13 protein-coding genes, 1 tRNA gene and 2 pseudogenes are annotated in these 18,111 nt (G+C 61.0%); 1 reads left to right on the top strand and 15 read right to left on the bottom strand.

From position 1 onward, the window contains the following. The 4 genes and pseudogenes from CO656_RS30620 to rpsL form a co-directional block, all read right to left on the bottom strand. Positions 1-77 (bottom strand): annotated as a pseudogene (locus CO656_RS30620) (elongation factor Tu); the annotation flags it as partial. Between the two features lie 71 nt (positions 78-148). Continuing rightward, the gene (gene fusA / locus CO656_RS28750; RefSeq protein ID WP_037427200.1) at positions 149-2,248 is read right to left on the bottom strand and encodes an elongation factor G; all 2,100 of its coding nucleotides are present in this window, start codon (positions 2,246-2,248) and stop codon (positions 149-151) included. Positions 2,249-2,277: 29 nt separating this feature from the next. After that, positions 2,278-2,748 carry a 30S ribosomal protein S7 gene (gene rpsG / locus CO656_RS28745; RefSeq protein WP_026612436.1) on the bottom strand — a complete coding sequence of 157 codons (471 nt, stop codon included), beginning with the start codon at positions 2,746-2,748 and terminating at the stop codon, positions 2,278-2,280. 57 nt (positions 2,749-2,805) lie between these two features. Continuing rightward, complete coding sequence (gene rpsL / locus CO656_RS28740) at positions 2,806-3,177, bottom strand: 30S ribosomal protein S12 (protein WP_003507760.1); 372 nt, start codon at positions 3,175-3,177, stop codon at positions 2,806-2,808. Positions 3,178-3,754: 577 nt separating this feature from the next. Here rpsL and CO656_RS28735 point away from each other — a divergent pair. Beyond that, on the top strand, positions 3,755-4,051 hold the full coding sequence (locus CO656_RS28735; RefSeq protein ID WP_037427197.1) for a hypothetical protein: 297 nt from the start codon (positions 3,755-3,757) through the stop codon (positions 4,049-4,051). Positions 4,052-4,153: 102 nt separating this feature from the next. On the opposite strand, the gene rpoC is transcribed toward CO656_RS28735, so the two are convergent. The 11 genes and pseudogenes from rpoC to CO656_RS30030 form a co-directional block, all read right to left on the bottom strand. Continuing rightward, a complete protein-coding gene (gene rpoC / locus CO656_RS28730; RefSeq protein WP_037427195.1) occupies positions 4,154-8,359 on the bottom strand; it encodes a DNA-directed RNA polymerase subunit beta' in 4,206 nt (1,401 codons plus the stop codon). Positions 8,360-8,543: 184 nt separating this feature from the next. Further along, a complete protein-coding gene (gene rpoB / locus CO656_RS28725; RefSeq protein WP_097528047.1) occupies positions 8,544-12,686 on the bottom strand; it encodes a DNA-directed RNA polymerase subunit beta in 4,143 nt (1,380 codons plus the stop codon). 265 nt (positions 12,687-12,951) lie between these two features. Further along, on the bottom strand, positions 12,952-13,335 hold the full coding sequence (gene rplL, locus CO656_RS28720) for a 50S ribosomal protein L7/L12 (RefSeq protein WP_037382910.1): 384 nt from the start codon (positions 13,333-13,335) through the stop codon (positions 12,952-12,954). Positions 13,336-13,393: 58 nt separating this feature from the next. After that, positions 13,394-13,912, bottom strand: coding sequence for a 50S ribosomal protein L10 (gene rplJ, locus CO656_RS28715; protein WP_037427189.1), 519 nt, complete (start codon positions 13,910-13,912; stop codon positions 13,394-13,396). A gap of 330 nt (positions 13,913-14,242) precedes the next feature. Further along, complete coding sequence (gene rplA / locus CO656_RS28710; RefSeq protein ID WP_037427187.1) at positions 14,243-14,941, bottom strand: 50S ribosomal protein L1; 699 nt, start codon at positions 14,939-14,941, stop codon at positions 14,243-14,245. Positions 14,942-14,945: 4 nt separating this feature from the next. Next, positions 14,946-15,374 carry a 50S ribosomal protein L11 gene (rplK, locus tag CO656_RS28705; protein WP_034858872.1) on the bottom strand — a complete coding sequence of 143 codons (429 nt, stop codon included), beginning with the start codon at positions 15,372-15,374 and terminating at the stop codon, positions 14,946-14,948. Between the two features lie 216 nt (positions 15,375-15,590). Further along, positions 15,591-16,121 (bottom strand): transcription termination/antitermination protein NusG, encoded by a 531-nt coding sequence (nusG, locus tag CO656_RS28700; RefSeq protein WP_018239477.1) that lies wholly within the window; start codon positions 16,119-16,121, stop codon positions 15,591-15,593. A 17-nt stretch (positions 16,122-16,138) separates the two neighbouring features. Beyond that, entirely contained in the window at positions 16,139-16,339 is a 201-nt protein-coding gene (gene secE, locus CO656_RS28695) for a preprotein translocase subunit SecE (RefSeq protein WP_012707741.1), read from the bottom strand. A gap of 197 nt (positions 16,340-16,536) precedes the next feature. Further along, a tRNA-Trp gene (locus tag CO656_RS28690) sits at positions 16,537-16,612 on the bottom strand. Positions 16,613-16,762: 150 nt separating this feature from the next. Next, a complete protein-coding gene (locus CO656_RS28685; protein ID WP_097528046.1) occupies positions 16,763-17,692 on the bottom strand; it encodes an NAD(P)-dependent oxidoreductase in 930 nt (309 codons plus the stop codon). 345 nt (positions 17,693-18,037) lie between these two features. Then, positions 18,038-18,111: pseudogene (locus tag CO656_RS30030) on the bottom strand (elongation factor Tu); the annotation flags it as partial.

Here is an 18,111-nt window from a genome sequence, read left to right as displayed (position 1 = left end):
GTCTTGCCATGGTCAACGTGGCCAATCGTGCCGATGTTGACGTGCGGCTTGTTGCGCTCGAATTTGCTCTTTGCCATTTTCGGCTCTCCGTTTCTTGTCCCTTAGAGGGGAAATCTTTTCATTCTGTTTCAGCGCGGGCGTATTGCGGTCACTTCTGGCCGGAATACTTCGCCTGGATTTCCTGCGCGACGTTCGACGGAACCGGCGCGTAGTGATCGAACAGCATCGTGTACTGAGCGCGGCCCTGCGACATCGAGCGCAGGTTGTCGACGTACTTGAACATGTTCGCGAGCGGTACATGGGCATTGATCACCACGGCGACGCCGCGCGATTCCTGACCTTGGATCTGGCCACGGCGAGAGTTCAGGTCGCCGATTACGTCGCCGACGTAATCTTCGGGCGTCACGACCTCGACCTTCATGATCGGCTCGAGGAGCTGAGCACCGGCCTTCTTCGCAGCCTCACGGAAGCAGGCACGCGAAGCGATTTCGAACGCCAGGACCGACGAGTCGACATCGTGGAACGCGCCGTCGATGAGGGTCGCCTTGACGCCGAGCATCGGGAAGCCGGCAAGCGGGCCCGACGACAGGACGCTTTCGATGCCCTTCTGAACGCCCGGGATGTATTCCTTCGGAACCGCACCGCCGACGATCTTGGATTCGAAGACGAAGTCCTCGCCCTCCGGGTTCGGTTCGAAGACGAGCTTGACGCGGGCGAACTGGCCGGTACCACCGGACTGCTTCTTGTGCGTGTAGTCTTCTTCGTGCTGACGCGTGATGGTTTCGCGGTAGGCAACCTGCGGAGCACCGACCGATGCTTCGACCTTGAACTCGCGACGCATGCGGTCGACGATGATGTCGAGGTGAAGCTCGCCCATGCCGGCAATGATCGTCTGGCCGGATTCCTCGTCGGTCTTGACGCGGAAGGACGGGTCTTCGGCAGCCAGGCGGTTGAGAGCGAGGCCCATCTTTTCCTGGTCGCCCTTGGTCTTCGGCTCGATGGCGATCTGGATGACCGGCTCCGGGAATTCCATGCGCTCGAGGATAACCGGCTTCAGCGGATCGCAGAGCGTATCGCCGGTGGTGGTTTCCTTGAGGCCAGCGAGAGCAACGATGTCGCCGGCAAAGGCTTCTTCGATGTCTTCACGCGAGTTGGAGTGCATCTGCAGCATGCGGCCGACGCGCTCGCGCTTTTCCTTGACCGTGTTCATCACCGACGTGCCCTTTTCGAGCTTGCCGGAATAGATGCGGGCAAAGGTAAGCGAACCGACGAAGGGGTCGTTCATGATCTTGAAGGCCAGCATCGACAGCGGCTCGTTGTCGTCGGCCTTACGGGTGATTTCGCCCTCGGTCTTGACGTCGATGCCCTTGATCGCGGGAATGTCGATGGGCGACGGCAAGTAGTCGACGACGGCGTCGAGCAGCGGCTGAACGCCCTTGTTCTTGAAGGCCGTGCCGCAGAACATCGGATGGAACTTCACGTCGATGGTGCCGCGGCGAACCAGTTCACGGATCTTGTCGTTGTCCGGATAGGTGCCCTCCAGATAGGCTTCCATAGCCGCTTCGTCGATCTCGACAACCGTCTCGATCAGCTTCTCGCGGTATTCTTCAGCCTTTTCCTTCATGTCGGCCGGGATTTCGACGACGTCCCACTGGGCGCCGAGCGATTCGTCGCGCCAGACGAGGGCGTTCATTTCGATCAGGTCGACAACACCCTTGAATTCGCTTTCGGCGCCGATCGGCAGCTGCATGACAACAGCGGTCGCGCCGAGACGGGTCTTGATCATCTCGACGGAGCGGTAGAAGTCAGCGCCGGTCTTGTCCATCTTGTTGCAGAAGATCATGCGCGGAACATGGTACTTCTCGGCCTGACGCCAGACGGTCTCCGTCTGCGGCTCGACGCCGGCGTTGGCATCGAGAAGCGCAATGGCGCCGTCGAGAACGCGCAGCGAGCGCTCGACTTCGATGGTGAAGTCGACGTGGCCGGGAGTGTCGATGATGTTGAAGCGGCGCATCTTGCCGTCACGGCCCTTCCAGAAGGTCGTGGTGGCTGCAGACGTGATCGTAATGCCGCGCTCCTGCTCCTGTTCCATCCAGTCCATCGTTGCGGCGCCGTCATGGACTTCGCCGATCTTGTGGGACTTGCCGGTGTAGTAAAGGATACGCTCTGTCGTCGTCGTCTTGCCGGCGTCGATATGCGCCATGATACCGAAATTTCGGTAGTCTTCGATTTTATATTCGCGAGCCATGGGTGACTGCCTTTCGAGACGTGTTGCCGTTACCAGCGGTAGTGCGAGAACGCACGGTTGGCATCGGCCATCTTGTGCGTGTCTTCGCGCTTCTTGACGGCGCTGCCACGGTTGTTTGCTGCGTCCATGAGTTCGCCGCAGAGGCGATCGACCATGGTCGTTTCGTTGCGCTTGCGTGCGGCCGCGATCAGCCAGCGGATGGCGAGGGCCTGGCGACGCTCCGGACGTACATCGACCGGCACCTGATAGGTAGCACCACCGACGCGGCGCGAACGCACTTCAACATGCGGAGCAATGTTGTCGAGAGCCGAATGGAACACGGCGATCGGCTCCTGCTTCAGCTTCGACTGCACCGCTTCGAAGGCACCATAGACGATGCTTTCTGCAACGGACTTCTTGCCGTCCAACATGATTGCGTTCATAAATTTCGTGACGACCAGATCACCGAACTTCGGATCCGGGTTGATCTCACGCTTTTCTGCTCTATGGCGTCGGGACATACTTTTCGTCTCTCAACTTTTTATCTGGTGACCAGCGAAATGGCGCCGGTTGCGATGTTATTTCGGACGCTTGGCGCCGTACTTCGAACGACGCTGCTTGCGGTTCTTCACACCCTGCGTATCGAGAACGCCGCGGATGATGTGGTAACGAACACCCGGAAGGTCTTTCACGCGGCCGCCGCGGATCATAACCACGGAGTGCTCCTGAAGATTGTGGCCTTCCCCGGGAATGTAGCCGATCACCTCGAAGCCGTTCGTCAGGCGGATCTTTGCAACCTTACGCAGAGCCGAGTTCGGCTTCTTCGGGGTCGTCGTGTAGACGCGGGTGCAAACGCCGCGCTTCTGCGGGTTTTCCTGCAGAGCAGGAACCTTGTTGCGCTTTACCTGTGCCTGACGCGGCTTGCGGATCAGCTGGTTTACGGTAGGCATGTAACCATCCCTTGCAAAAACTTGTCTCGTTACCCTTTCGGGCGGATCGGTACCGAACGCCTATGAAATGCGCAAAACGAGGGCCGATCCGCCTTTTCGCAGATGGCCCCGACAAAAGCAGAGGACGCGCTATCTCGCGCGTCTTGCGTGCAGCATTGTGTCTTCAGCGTGCGTTTGAACCTTGTTTGAGGCGAACTCCAGAACGCGACGTTCCGAACCAGCCAGCCTCACATGGGCTCTGATGCGGCGGGGTGTACTGATTTCAGGTCGATCCGTCAAGGGCAATTAACAAATATTCTCGCTCTTGCAGCCCTGATATGCCTGAAAAACAAGGCTTTGCGGCGCGCATCCCGCTTCCCGGGCAGGTCCGTGGCGCATTGAACATCGCCTTGGTCTCTGTCGTTAAAGAATCGGTAACACCAATCGGCGTTTCCACGAACCGTGAGTCAGCCCGATTCTCCAGACGTCTTGCAGCCCGGCGAAATTCGGCTTCTCAAGAAGAAGGCTCTCTCCTATTTCTTTCGCGAGGCGGGGAAACCGGGTTAAGGTTACCCGCAATCCGAACGAGGACCTTCCGATGCCCATCATGCCCGACAACGACAATTCACCCGAAGAGCCGCTGGTCTTCGTCATCATCGGCCGCGCCTACGAGAACGATCGCGACGAAGCGGGCGTGGAAATTCACGTGATGCTCCGGGCGCCGGATGACGACACCGCCGTGCGGGAAGCGCTGAATGCGCTTGCGGAGGAAGGATTCTTCCAGGCGGATCTCGATCAGATCGGCACGCTTACCGACATTCCCGACGAGGAGCCGCATGCGTCCGCCTACCAGGGCGCGCTCGAGGGCGAGGTGTCGATCATCCGCTTCGGCTGACCGAATTCCGACGAGGTGAGACGAGAAAGCCGCCCGGGACCTGGTCCGGGCGGCTTTGAATTTGGGGAAGAGAGAGGGTGGCACGCACCCTCTCCTTTCCGATCATTCGGCCGCAGCGTTTTCGTTCGCCATGTCGGCGAGCATCGGCGTCGCCGCATCGGCGCCCGTACCCTTGCGGCGCTCTTCGAGGATCAACTCGTCGCGCGCCGTGGCGATGCGGCGGATCTGCGTCATCGTGCCACCGGTGCCGGCCGGGATGAGGCGACCGACAATGACGTTTTCCTTGAGGCCCTGCAGGCTGTCCGTCTTGCCGGCAACCGCCGCTTCCGTGAGCACCTTAGTGGTCTCCTGGAACGACGCGGCCGAGATGAAGGACGGCGTCTGCAGCGATGCCTTGGTGATGCCGAGCAGCACCGGCTCGCCGAAGGCCGGCTTCTTGCCTTCGGCAAGCAGCGCGTCGTTGACGTCCTCGAGCTCGATGCGGTCGACATTGTCGCCGACGATGTAGCTCGAGTCACCGGCGTCGGTGATTTCGACCTTCTGCAGCATCTGCCGGACGATCACCTCGATGTGCTTGTCGTTAATGACAACGCCCTGCAGGCGATAGACTTCCTGGATCTCGTTGACGAGGTAGGAGGCAAGCGCTTCCACGCCCTTGATCGCCAGGATGTCGTGCGGCGCCGGGTTGCCGTCGAGGATGTAGTCGCCCTTTTCGATGTAGTCGCCATCCTGAAGATGGAAGGGCTTGCCCTTCGGGATCAGGTACTCGACCGGCTCGACACCGTCTTCGGCCGGCTCGATCAGCACGCGACGCTTGTTCTTGTAGTCGCGGCCGAAGCGAACCGTGCCATCGATCTCGGCGATGATGGCGTGATCCTTCGGACGGCGTGCCTCGAAGAGCTCGGCAACGCGCGGCAGACCACCGGTGATGTCCTTGGTCTTGGCGCTTTCGAGCGGCGAACGGGCGAGAACGTCACCCTGGCTGACCTTCTGGCCCGGCTCGACCGAGAGGATCGCATCGACCGACAGCATGAAGCGGGCTTCGCCGCCGCGGGCGAGCTTGGCAATGCTGCCGTTCTTGTCCTTGATTACGATCGCCGGCTTCAGGTCCGTGCCGCGCGGCGTCGAACGCCAGTCGATAACCTGGCGCTTGGTGATGCCGGTCGATTCGTCCGTCGATTCCAGAACCGAGATGCCGTCGACGACGTCTTCGAAGTGAACGGTACCTTCCACTTCCGTCATCATCGGACGGGTGTAGGGGTCCCACTCGGCGAAACGCTGGCCGCGCTTCACCTTGTCGCCGTCGTCGACGAAGATCTTCGAACCGTAGGCAACGCGCTGCGAGGAGCGCTCGACACCGCGTTCGTCGAGGATCTGGATCGCCATGTTGCGGCCCATGGCGACGAGGACGCCATCGGAATTGCGCAGCATGTTGCGGTTCTTGATCTGGACCGTGCCTTCGTAGGACGCTTCGAGGAACGACTGGTCGACCACGGTCGCCGTACCGCCGAGGTGGAAGGTACGCATGGTCAGCTGCGTGCCCGGCTCACCGATCGACTGCGCCGCAATGACACCGACCGCTTCACCCATGTTGACGGGCGTACCGCGGGCGAGGTCACGGCCGTAGCAGACGCCGCAGACGCCGGTCTGGATCTCGCAGGTCAGCGCCGAGCGAATGCGGACGGACTGAATGCCGGCCTTCTCGATCGTGGCAACATCGGCCTCGAGGATCATCTTGCCGGCATCGACGATGCGTTCGCCGGTGACCGGGTTGTCGATGTTGTCGAGCGCCGTACGGCCGAGGATACGCTGGCCGAGCGAGGCGACGACCTGGCCGGCATCGACGATCGCCGTCATGGTCAGGCCCTTGTCGGTGCCGCAATCGACATGCGTGACGATGCAGTCCTGCGCGACGTCGACGAGACGGCGGGTCAGGTAACCCGAGTTCGCGGTCTTCAAGGCGGTGTCCGCCAGACCCTTACGGGCACCGTGCGTCGAGTTGAAGTACTCGTTCACGGTCAGGCCTTCCTTGAAGTTCGAGATGATCGGCGTTTCGATGATCTCGCCCGACGGCTTGGCCATGAGGCCGCGCATGCCGCCCAGCTGGCGCATCTGGTTCGGAGAACCACGAGCACCCGAGTGCGACATCATGTAGATCGAGTTCATCGGCTTCTGGCGACCATTGTCGTCAAACTCGACCGCCTTGATGCGCGCCATCATCTCTTCGGCGACCTTTTCGGTTGCCTTGCCCCAGGCGTCGACGACCTTGTTGTACTTCTCGCCCTGGGTGATCAGGCCGTCATTGTACTGCTGCTCGTATTCCTTCACGAGCGCTTCGGTGTCGCCGACGATCTTCACCTTGGTGTCCGGGATCACCATGTCGTCCTTGCCGAACGAAATGCCGGCGCGGCAGGCATGGGCGAAGCCGAGCTGCATGATCCGGTCGCAGAAGATCACCGTGTCCTTCTGGCCGCAATGGCGATAGACCGTGTCGATCATCTTTGAGATGTTCTTCTTGGTCATCTCCTGGTTGCAGATCTCGAACGGAATGTTCGGGTTCTTCGGCAGGAGCTCGCCGATGATCATGCGACCGGGCGTCGTTTCATAGATCTTCGAGACCGGGTTGCCCTCGGCGTCGACGGTCTTGTAGCGGCCGCGGATCTTGGCGTGCAGCGTGACGGCCTTGGTTTCCAGCGCATGGTGCAGTTCGCCCATGTCGGAGAAGGCCATGCCTTCACCCGGCTCGTTCTGGTTCAGGATCGACAGATAGTAGAGGCCGAGAACCATGTCCTGCGACGGAACAATGATCGGTGCGCCGTTTGCCGGATGCAGGATGTTGTTCGTCGACATCATCAGCACGCGGGCTTCAAGCTGGGCTTCGAGCGACAGCGGCACGTGAACGGCCATCTGGTCGCCGTCGAAGTCGGCGTTGAAGGCGGTGCAGACGAGCGGGTGCAGCTGGATCGCCTTGCCTTCGACCAGGATCGGCTCGAAGGCCTGGATGCCCAGGCGGTGCAGCGTCGGCGCACGGTTCAGCAGAACCGGATGCTCGCGGATGACCTCGTCGAGAATATCCCAGACTTCCGGCTTTTCCTTTTCCACCAGCTTCTTCGCCTGCTTGACGGTCGAGGAGAAGCCCTTGGCGTCGAGGCGGGCGTAGATGAACGGCTTGAAGAGTTCGAGCGCCATCTTCTTCGGAAGACCGCACTGGTGCAGCTTGAGCTCCGGACCGGTCACGATGACCGAACGGCCGGAATAGTCGACGCGCTTGCCAAGCAGGTTCTGGCGGAAGCGGCCCTGCTTGCCCTTCAGCATGTCGGAGAGCGACTTCAGCGGACGCTTGTTGGCACCGGTGATGACGCGGCCGCGACGGCCGTTGTCGAACAGGGCATCGACGGATTCCTGCAGCATGCGCTTTTCGTTGCGGATGATGATGCCCGGTGCGCGCAGTTCGATCAGCCGCTTCAGACGGTTGTTGCGGTTGATGACGCGACGATAGAGATCGTTGAGATCCGACGTCGCGAAACGGCCGCCGTCGAGCGGCACGAGCGGACGCAGGTCCGGCGGGATCACCGGAACGACCTTCATGATCATCCACTCCGGACGGTTGCCGGACTCCATGAAGTTCTCGACGATCTTCAGCCGCTTCATCAGCTTTTTCTGCTTCAGATCCGAGCTCGTCTCGGCCATTTCGGCGCGCAGATCACCGGCGATCTTCTCGAGATTCATCGAAGCGAGCATCTCGTAGATCGCTTCGGCGCCGATCATCGCGGTGAACTGGTCTTCGCCGAACTCGTCGACCGCGATCATGTACTCTTCTTCGCTGAGGAGCTGGTTCTCCTTCAGCGACGTCAGGCCAGGTTCGGTGACGATGTAGTTTTCGAAATAGAGGACGCGCTCGATATCCTTCAGGGTCATGTCGAGCAACGTCGCGATGCGGCTCGGCAGCGACTTCAGGAACCAGATATGGGCAACGGGCGCGGCGAGCTCGATATGGCCCATGCGCTCGCGGCGAACGCGCGACAGCGTCACTTCGACGCCGCACTTTTCGCAGATGATGCCCTTGTACTTCATGCGCTTGTACTTGCCGCACAGGCACTCGTAGTCCTTGATCGGACCGAAGATGCGCGCGCAGAACAGACCGTCGCGCTCGGGCTTGAAGGTGCGGTAGTTGATCGTCTCCGGCTTCTTGATCTCACCGTAAGACCAGGAAAGAATCTTCTCCGGCGACGCGATCGAAATCCGGATGGAATCGAAGGTCTGTGCAGGCACCTGCGGATTGAAAAGATTCATGACCTCTTGGTTCATGCCTGTCTCCTTTGCGGGCTTTACGCCCTGAGCTTGGCGAGGGTGCCGGCAAATCCCGGGCGCCGGCCCCTGCCCCATAAACAGCTAAAACCGCATCGGGTGCGGCCCTGTTCCTGCCGCGGGCAAGCGAGCGCCCGGCGGCGGAAACGGTGCGCGCCGCTTTGCGGCACACACCGGATATCACTTACTCCGCCGCGTCCGGCAGCTGCGCCGCGGTGCCGAGATCCTCAACCTTCGAGTTTTCCAACTCAACGGAGAGGCCGAGCGAGCGCATTTCCTTGACGAGAACGTTGAAGCTCTCCGGAATGCCCGCCTCGAACGTATCGTCGCCTCGGACGATCGCCTCGTAGACCTTGGTACGGCCGGCCACGTCGTCCGACTTGACCGTCAGCATTTCCTGCAGCGTGTAGGCGGCGCCGTAGGCTTCGAGCGCCCAAACCTCCATTTCGCCGAAGCGCTGGCCGCCGAACTGCGCCTTGCCGCCCAGCGGCTGCTGGGTAACTAGCGAGTACGGACCGATCGAACGGGCGTGGATCTTGTCGTCCACCAGGTGGTTGAGCTTCAGCATGTAGATGTAGCCAACCGTGACCTGGCGGTCGAAGGCCTCGCCGGTACGACCGTCATAGAGCGTCGACTGACCGGTCACCTTCAGGCCGGCCTTGTTCAACATCTCGTTGACGTCGGCCTCGACCGCGCCGTCGAAGACCGGCGTTGCAATCGACACGCCGCGGCGGGTCTGCTCGGCCAGCCGGACGATCGACTCGTCGTCGTACTGCTTGATCGGCTCGCCCTTCGGACCGGCGCCCATGACGTCGTCGATCGTCTGGCGCAACGGCTTGATGTCGCCGCTCTCGTGATAGGCCTCGAGCATTGCGCCGATCTTCTTGCCCATGCCGGCGCAAGCCCAGCCCAGATGCGTCTCGAGGATCTGGCCGACGTTCATGCGCGACGGCACGCCGAGCGGGTTCAGCACCACGTCGACATGCGTGCCATCTTCGAGGAACGGCATGTCCTCGATCGGCACGATCCGCGACACGACACCCTTGTTGCCGTGACGGCCGGCCATCTTGTCGCCCGGTTGGATCTTGCGCTTCACGGCGACGAAGACCTTGACCATCTTCATGACGCCCGGAGGCATTTCGTCGCCGCGCTGGACCTTTTCGACCTTGTCCATGAAGCGCTGTTCGAGGCGCGACTTGGATTCGTCGTACTGGGCGCGAAGCGCTTCGATCTCGCCCTGAGCCTTCTCGTCCTCGACGGCGAACATCCACCACTGCGAGCGCGGATATTCGCTGATGACGGCGTTCGAAAGCTCGGTGCCCTTCTTGAAGCCCTTCGGGCCGGCAACGGCAACATGGCCGCGCAGCATGTCGATCAGGCGTGCATAGACGTTGCGGTCGAGGATCGCCTGCTCGTCGTCGCGGTCCTTGGCGAGGCGTTCGATCTCCTCGCGCTCGATCGCCATCGCGCGCTCGTCCTTCTCGACCCCGTGCCGGTTGAAGACGCGAACTTCGACAACCGTGCCGAAGGTGCCGGGCGGCATGCGCATCGACGTATCACGGACGTCCGAGGCCTTTTCGCCGAAGATGGCGCGCAGAAGCTTTTCTTCCGGCGTCATCGGGCTTTCGCCCTTCGGCGTGATCTTGCCGACCAGGATGTCGCCCGGCTGAACTTCGGCGCCGATATAGACGATGCCGGCTTCGTCCAGGTTCTTCAGCGCTTCTTCCGATACGTTCGGAATGTCGCGCGTGATTTCTTCCGGACCGAGCTTGGTGTCGCGGGCCATGACTTCGAATTCCTCGATATGAATCGAGGTGAAGACGTCATCGCGCACGATCCGCTCGGAGAGCAGGATCGAGTCTTCGTAGTTGTAGCCGTTCCAGGGCATAAAGGCGACGAGCGCATTGCGGCCGAGCGCCAGATCTCCGAGATCGGTCGACGGGCCGTCGGCGATGATGTCGCCCTTGTTGACCAGGTCGCCGACGGTGACCAGCGGACGCTGGTTCACGCAGGTGTTCTGGTTGGAACGCTGGAACTTCTGCAGCCGGTAGATATCGACGCCCGACTTCGACGGATCGAGGTCTTCAGTGGCGCGGATAACGATACGCGTCGCATCGACCTGGTCGACGACGCCGCCACGGCGGGCGGCGATCGCCGCGCCCGAGTCGCGGGCAACGACCGGCTCCATGCCGGTGCCGACGAAGGGTGCCTCGGCTCTCAGCAGCGGAACCGCCTGACGCTGCATGTTCGAGCCCATCAGCGCGCGGTTGGCGTCGTCGTTCTCAAGGAACGGGATGAGCGCCGCGGCGACCGAAACGAGCTGTTTCGGCGAAACGTCCATCAGGTTGATGTTGTCGCGCGGCGCCAGCATGACTTCGCCGGCGTGACGGCAGACGACGAACTCTTCCGCGAAGGAATTGTCGTCGTTCAGGACCGAGTTGGCCTGGGCGACGTGATACTTTGCCTCTTCCATCGCCGAAAGGTAGACCACGTCCCCGGTCACCTTGCCATCGACGATCTTGCGGTACGGACTCTCGATGAAGCCGTACTTGTTGACGCGGGCAAAAGTCGCGAGCGAGTTGATCAGACCGATGTTCGGGCCTTCCGGCGTCTCGATCGGGCAAATGCGGCCGTAATGGGTCGGATGCACGTCGCGGACTTCGAAGCCGGCGCGCTCGCGGGTCAGACCACCCGGGCCAAGAGCCGAAAGGCGGCGCTTGTGGGTGATTTCCGAGAGCGGGTTCACCTGGTCCATGAACTGCGACAGCTGCGAGGAGCCGAAGAACTCGCGAACGGCGGCAGCGGCCGGCTTCGCGTTGATCAGGTCCTGCGGCATGACGGTGTCGATCTCGATCGAGGACATGCGCTCCTTGATCGCGCGCTCCATGCGCAGGAGACCCAGGCGATACTGGTTCTCCATCAGCTCGCCGACCGAGCGGACGCGGCGGTTGCCGAGGTTGTCGATGTCGTCGATCTCGCCCTTACCGTCACGCAGTTCGACCAGCATCTTGACGACCGCGAGGATGTCTTCCTTGCGCAGCGTGCGGACCGTGTCCGGCACGTCGAGGTCGAGACGCATGTTCATCTTCACGCGGCCCACGGCCGAGAGGTCGTAGCGCTCGGCATCGAAGAACAGCGCGTTGAACATGGCTTCGGCCGAATCCATGGTCGGCGGCTCGCCCGGACGCATGACGCGATAGATGTCAAACAGCGCGTCCTGCCGGTTCTCGTTCTTGTCGGCGGTCAGCGTGTTGCGGATATAGGCACCGACATTGATGTGGTCGATGTCGAGGACCGGAATCTCGTCGAACCCGGCCGCCAGGATGACGGGAAGCGTCTTCTCGTCGATCTCGTCGCCGGCTTCCAGGTAGATTTCGCCGGTTTCGACGTTGACGACGTCTTCGGCGAGGTAGTTGCCGTAAAGGTCGTCATCGGTCGCCTTGAGCGCCTTCAGCCCCTTGTCCTGCAATTGACGCAGCAAGCGCGGCGTCAGCTTCTTGCCGGCCTCGACGACGACTTCGCCGCTGTCGGCGTCGATCATGTCGGCAAGCGCCTTCTGGCCCTTGAGCGCATCCGGCTGGAACGGCACGCGCCAGCCATCGCCGTCGCGCTGGTAGAGCGACTTCGTATAGAAGGTGTCGAGGATTTCCTCGCCGTCCATGCCGAGTGCCATCAGCAGCGACGTCACCGGAATCTTGCGGCGGCGGTCGATGCGGGCATGGACGATGTCCTTGGCGTCAAACTCGATGTCGAGCCAGGAACCGCGGTACGGAATGACGCGTGCGGCGAAGAGCAGTTTGCCGGACGAATGGCTCTTGCCCTTGTCATGGTCGAAGAAGACGCCCGGCGACCGGTGCATCTGCGAAACGATGACGCGCTCGGTCCCGTTGACGATGAAAGTACCGTTGTCCGTCATGAGCGGCATGTCGCCCATGTAGACGTTCTGTTCCTTGATGTCCTTGATCGACTTCGCGCCGGTATCCTCGTCGATATCGAACACGATCAGGCGCAGGGTCACCTTGAGCGGTGCCGCATAGGTCAGGTCGCGCTGGCGGCATTCCTCGACGTCGAACTTCGGCGGTTCGAATTCGTAGGACACGAATTCGAGCATCGAAGCGCCCGAAAAATCCTTGATCGGAAATACCGACTTGAAAACAGCTTGAAGTCCCTCGTCGGGACGCCCGCCTGCGGGCTCTTCGACCATGAGGAACTGGTCGTAGGACGCCTTCTGGACCTCGATGAGGTTCGGCATCTCTGCGACTTCGGGGATCTTTCCAAAAAACTTGCGTACGCGCCTACGACCGTTGAACGAAAGGGTCTGAGCCATCGTCGCTCCTTGTCAATCTTGCATCCGGGCCTGCAACGGACGGGAACCGATGGCCAGTCGATCCCGTCGATCAAATGAGTCGTTCAATCTCGTCAAGCTTTCGAAAGACGCCAGCACGGATTGCTGTGCTGTCCTTCAATCGCGACCATCCTCTTGAAGAACCCATTACCCAAAAGCCGTTTTCGACAGGCTTTTGGGTAATATGTTCCAAAAACGGTCAAAGAGAGGCGGCCCAAAGGGCCCCCTCCCTTCGCATGTCGTCGAATTACTTGACGTCAACCTTGGCGCCAGCGTCTTCGAGCTTCTTCTTGAGGTCGGCAGCTTCAGCCTTGGAAACTGCTTCCTTGACAGCCTTCGGAGCGCCTTCGACCAGGTCCTTGGCTTCCTTGAGGCCGAGGCCGGTGATGGCGCGGACTTCCTTGATGACGTTGATCTTGTTCGCGCCGGCATCCGTCAGGATGACGTCGAACTCGGTCTTCTCTTCTTCTGCAGCGGCAGCAGCGCCGCCAGCAGCACCGCCGACGGCAGCAACGGCTACCGGAGCAGCGGCGGAAACGCCCCACTTTTCTTCGAGCAGCTTGGAAAGCTCAGCAGCTTCCAGGACGGTCAGCGAGGAGAGGTCTTCAACGATCTTTGCGAGATCAGCCATTTTACTTTTCCTTTTGTTCGGTTCGAACTGGTTTTGATTACAACAGCGAAATTCCGCCTCAGGCGGCTTCGTCCTTCTTGGCATAGGCCGAGAACACGCGGGCAAGCTGGCTTGCCGGTGCTGCGACAACCGTCGCGACGCGGGTTGCCGGGGCATTGAGAAGGCCCAGCAGCTTCGCGCGCAGCTCGTCCAGCGAAGGCAGGGTCGCGAGCGACTTGACTGCTTCCGGGTTGAGCGTGGTTGTCCCCATGGCGCCGCCCAGGACAACGAGCTTGTCGTTGGTCTTGGCGAAATCCATGACGACCTTCGGAGCCGTTACGGGATCGGCGCTGTAAGCGATCAGCGTCTGTCCCTTGAAGAGATTGGTCATCCCTTCAGACTCCGTGCCCTGAAGAGCGATCTTGGCCAGGCGGTTTTTCGCGACTTTGACGGTGCCGCCAGCAGCGCGCATCTTCGAACGGAAGTCGTTCATCTGCGCAACTGTGACACCAGCATAGTGGGCCACGACAACCGAACCGGAAGCCTTGAAGACTTCGTTCAGCTCCGTGACGAATTCGCGTTTTTCCGCTCTTTCCACTGTCTGTCTCCAGTTGACAGGGTTGCTCATCGCAGCCCTGCCGGGTTTGCCTTTGTCACCCGGGATCATGCTCGATCCCAAGCAACGCTTAAGGATCCTGTCCCTTGGCGTTCCCGGATAGCCGGGTCTGACACAAGGCAAGCGAGGTTCGAACCGAATTTCGACGCCTGCGGCGTCACTTGAAATCCAGATCTTACCCGTCTCATGCGGGCAATGGTGATTAAGGTAGAACCACCCGCAATCTCGGACAGGAATTCCGGGCCGGAAGCCCGGATATTTCCGGCCCCGAAAGGCCGGAAATTCGGTTTCGGGCCGAAGCCCGTGATTCCGTTAGGCGACGCTGAGCGTTGCCGGATCGATCTTGAGGCCGGGACCCATCGTCGAGGAGATCGCCACGCGCTTGACGTAGTTACCCTTCGCGCCGGTCGGCTTCGCCTTGATCACCGCGTCTGCGAAGGCGCGGATGTTCTCTTCCAGCGCCTTGGCATCGAAGGATGCCTTGCCGACGCCGGCGTGAACGATACCAGCCTTTTCGACGCGGAACTCGACGGCGCCGCCCTTCGAAGCCTTGACGGCCGCAGCGACGTCCATGGTGACGGTTCCGACCTTCGGGTTCGGCATCATGCCGCGCGGACCGAGAACCTTGCCGAGACGGCCGACGAGCGGCATCATGTCGGGGGTCGCGATGCAGCGATCGAAGTCGATCTTGCCGCCCTGAACGATTTCGACGAGGTCTTCCGCGCCGACGATGTCGGCGCCGGCAGCCTTGGCCTCATCGGCCTTCGCACCACGTGCGAACACGGCGACACGAACCGAGCGGCCGGTGCCGTTCGGCAGGTTGACGACGCCGCGGACCATCTGGTCGGCATGGCGAGGGTCGACGCCGAGGTTCATCGCCACTTCGATCGTCTCGTCGAACTTGGCGGTCGCACGCTCCTTGACGAGCGTCACGGCTTCGGTGAGGCCGTAGACCTTCGCCGGATCAATGCCCTCGCGGGACTTCTGTACACGCTTTGCAATCTTCGCCATGGTCTTAGCCCGTCACTTCCAGGCCCATGGAGCGGGCGGAGCCCTCGACCATTGCCATTGCGCCTTCGATATCGGCCGCGTTGAGGTCCTTCATCTTGGCCTCGGCGATCGTGCGGATCTGAGCCTTCGAGATCGAGCCGGCCTTCGCCTTACCCGGGGTCTTCGAACCGGACTGGATCTTCGCTTCGCGCTTCAGGAAGTAGCTGACCGGCGGCTGCTTCATGACGAAGGTGAAGGACTTGTCCTGGTAATAGGTGATGACGACCGGAATCGGCATACCCTTTTCCATTTCCTGCGTGGCGGCGTTGAACGCCTTGCAGAATTCCATAATGTTAATGCCGCGCTGACCAAGCGCAGGACCGATCGGCGGCGACGGGTTCGCCGAGCCGGCCTTGACCTGCAGCTTGAGCTGGCCTGCAACTTTCTTAGCCATTTCTCTCTGCCTCTCTTTGCCCCACCCGGCAAACCGGAAGCGGGAACTGTTCAGCCGGTTGCCCGGCTCCTTGCCGGTCGGTTGACCGGCGGCTGCGGTTGCGTGGTCCGGATAGACCGGTCTGGCTAAGACCGGCTCCCTCCCACGCGCATGCGGATCACTCCGCCGGAGCAGGCCGACATGTCAGCCTGCCCATTCTCATAAGCTTGCGTTCTTTCAGACCTTCTCGACCTGGCCGTATTCCAGCTCGACCGGCGTGGCGCGGCCGAAGATCGACACCTCGACCTTCAGGCGCGAGCGCTCCTCGTCGACATCCTGCACGATGCCGTTGAAGGAGGCGAATGGCCCATCCGACACGCGGACCTGCTCGCCGATTTCAAACGAGACCGAAGGCTTCGGACGCTCGACGCCATCCTGGACCTGACCGAGGATCCGATCCGCCTCATGGTCCGGGATCGGCACCGGCTTGCTGTCGGTGCCAAGAAAACCGGTGACCTTCGGCGTGTTCTTGATGAGGTGGTAAGCCTCGTCCGTCAAATTCGCCCGCACGAGAACGTAGCCCGGGAAGAACTTCCGCTCGGAATCGACCTTGCGGCCGCGACGGACCTCAACGACTTTCTCGGTCGGAACGAGAATCTTCTCAAACAGATGCGAGAGACCCTTCTGCCTCGCCTTCTCCTCGATCGATTCGGCGACCTTCTTCTCGAAATTTGAATAGGCGTGAACGATGTACCAGCGCGCAGCCATCTAACCCTCCACCCAAATCAAGCGCCAACGTTGAGGATCAGGCTCATCAGCCAACCCATCAACTGGTCCGCACCAAAGAAGAAGGCGGCGGCAAAAGAGACCATGACAAAGACCATCAGCGTCGAGATCGTCGTCTCGCGCCGCGAAGGCCAAGTCACTTTTGACGTTTCGGAGCGTACTTGCTGCAGAAACGTGAACGGATTCGTTTTGGATGCCATAAAATGCTCACGCCATTACGGCGCGTAAAGCCGATGTGTCAGCCCCACGCACCGCGTGTCTGTTTGGACCCTACATAAAGACCGATTCCAAAAACCACAAGAGCCGATCGGTCTTTTTTGTGAATATATGAACGGCCGCGCCGCCCGTCCCGCACATTCTGGCCGAAGTCAAACAACAGGGCAAGAAGGAGGGAAAATGGCAGGGGCAGAGGGGCTCGAACCCCCGACCTGCGGTTTTGGAGACCGCCGCTCTACCAACTGAGCTATACCCCTAGACGAGACACACAACCGTGACCGGCTGCATCCTCGAGACTGCGGCTTCTTATTCAGTTTGCCGGATGCTTTCAAGCGCATTTGCAACAAAAGAGCAAAAAGTGCCAAGAAAAGTTTCTCATGGCCGCAGGCTACCCCAGCGCGCAGCCGCTACGTGCCAGGCTGCACATATTTCCGCCAATCGTGCTCCTCCTTGAAGCCGAGGACCTCGCGGATCTTTCGGTTCGACAGCAGCCCCTCGAACTCGCCGATCTCTCTGGTGAAGGGCACGTTCGGATAGAACTGCCTGGCGAGCTCGCGGGTCGGCGTGTTGGCCGACACGGTGTCGTTGCAGGCGTTGAAGACCGCGAAGCCGAGGCCGTCCTTTTCGATGCAAAGCTTGACGATCTGCCCCAGGTCGCGCGCATCGATATAGCTCCAGGCAATCCGCTTGCGGATCTCCGGATGCGCGAAAAAGTGGGGAAAGCGTTCGTATTCGTGCGGCTCGATCACGTTGCCGATGCGCAGTGCATAGATATCGAAGCCGGACCGCTCCGCAAAGGCGCGGGCGGTCTTTTCGTTCACCACTTTGGAGAGCCCGTAGGAATCCATCGGATCGACGTCGTAGTCCTCCTCCAGCGGAAAGCTGTGGAAGTCGCGATGCCCCTCGGCAAAGCAGACCCCGTAGGTGGTCTCGCTCGACGCGACGATGATCTTGCGGATGCCAAGCTTCACCGCCGCCTCGATGACGTTGTAGGTGCCCATCACATTGACCCGGAAGGTCTCGTTGTCCGGCTTGATGAGGATGCGTGGAATGGCCGCGAAGTGGACCACGGCATCGAAGGGTTGCGGCCCCCTGCCCTGATCCGCGCGGCTCTGTTCCCCCCTGGCCTGTTCCATGTCGGGAAAATCCCGATGCATCGACAGCGCGTTGAACATCTGGCCGCTGTCGGTGATGTCGGCGATCAGGTTGGTTACCCCGGGGCTGTCGAGCGGAACAAGGTCGACATTGTGCACTTCATAGCCGGCTTCGACGAGATAGGGCACGGCATGCCGGCCGGCCTTACCGGCGCCACCGGTAAAGAGAATCCGCTTCTTCACGATCTGCTCCTCCGCCTCTGACGACGCAGGAGCCTGCCACTCCGGCGAGACACATTCAAGTTGCGACGGCGGCGAACAGCAGAAACAAAGGACCCCGCGGTTGCCCGCGGGGTCCTTGAAAACCGGCAAAAGCCCGAATTACTCGACGATGCCGGCGCCGCGTGCAAATCGCGCTTGCGCGCCATTTGCACCTTCCTTGCTGCCTCGGCAGCTCACGGCATCGCCTTTCCGACCGTTACTCGACGATGGAGGCGACGATGCCGGCGCCGCGTGCAAATCGCGCTTGCGCACCATTTGCACCTTCCTTGCCGCCGTCGGCAGCTTACGGCATCGCCTTTCCGATCGTTACTCGACGATGGAGGCGACGATGCCGGCGCCGACGGTGCGGCCGCCTTCACGGATAGCGAAGCGCAGCTTCT

Origin of the sequence: Sinorhizobium sp. FG01 (assembly GCF_002531875.1) — a bacterium.
GTDB classification, from domain to species: Bacteria; Pseudomonadota; Alphaproteobacteria; order Rhizobiales; family Rhizobiaceae; genus Sinorhizobium; species Sinorhizobium fredii_C.
The sequence above is the reverse complement of the archived record's forward strand: the minus strand, read 5'-3'. Positions and strand labels throughout refer to the sequence as shown.

Excerpts from the sequence above, each read along its gene's own strand:
- CO656_RS28735 (WP_037427197.1), top strand. The coding sequence starts at position 3,755 with ATGCCCATCATGCCCGACAACGACAATTCACCCGAAGAGCCGCTGGTC.
- rpsG (WP_026612436.1), bottom strand. The coding sequence starts at position 2,748 with ATGTCCCGACGCCATAGAGCAGAAAAGCGTGAGATCAACCCGGATCCG.
- fusA (WP_037427200.1), bottom strand. The coding sequence starts at position 2,248 with ATGGCTCGCGAATATAAAATCGAAGACTACCGAAATTTCGGTATCATG.
- secE (WP_012707741.1), bottom strand. The coding sequence starts at position 16,339 with ATGGCATCCAAAACGAATCCGTTCACGTTTCTGCAGCAAGTACGCTCC.
- rpsL (WP_003507760.1), bottom strand. The coding sequence starts at position 3,177 with ATGCCTACCGTAAACCAGCTGATCCGCAAGCCGCGTCAGGCACAGGTA.
- rpoB (WP_097528047.1), bottom strand. The coding sequence starts at position 12,686 with ATGGCTCAGACCCTTTCGTTCAACGGTCGTAGGCGCGTACGCAAGTTT.
- rpoC (WP_037427195.1), bottom strand. The coding sequence starts at position 8,359 with ATGAACCAAGAGGTCATGAATCTTTTCAATCCGCAGGTGCCTGCACAG.
- nusG (WP_018239477.1), bottom strand. The coding sequence starts at position 16,121 with ATGGCTGCGCGCTGGTACATCGTTCACGCCTATTCAAATTTCGAGAAG.
- rplA (WP_037427187.1), bottom strand. The coding sequence starts at position 14,941 with ATGGCGAAGATTGCAAAGCGTGTACAGAAGTCCCGCGAGGGCATTGAT.
- rplL (WP_037382910.1), bottom strand. The coding sequence starts at position 13,335 with ATGGCTGATCTCGCAAAGATCGTTGAAGACCTCTCCTCGCTGACCGTC.
- rplK (WP_034858872.1), bottom strand. The coding sequence starts at position 15,374 with ATGGCTAAGAAAGTTGCAGGCCAGCTCAAGCTGCAGGTCAAGGCCGGC.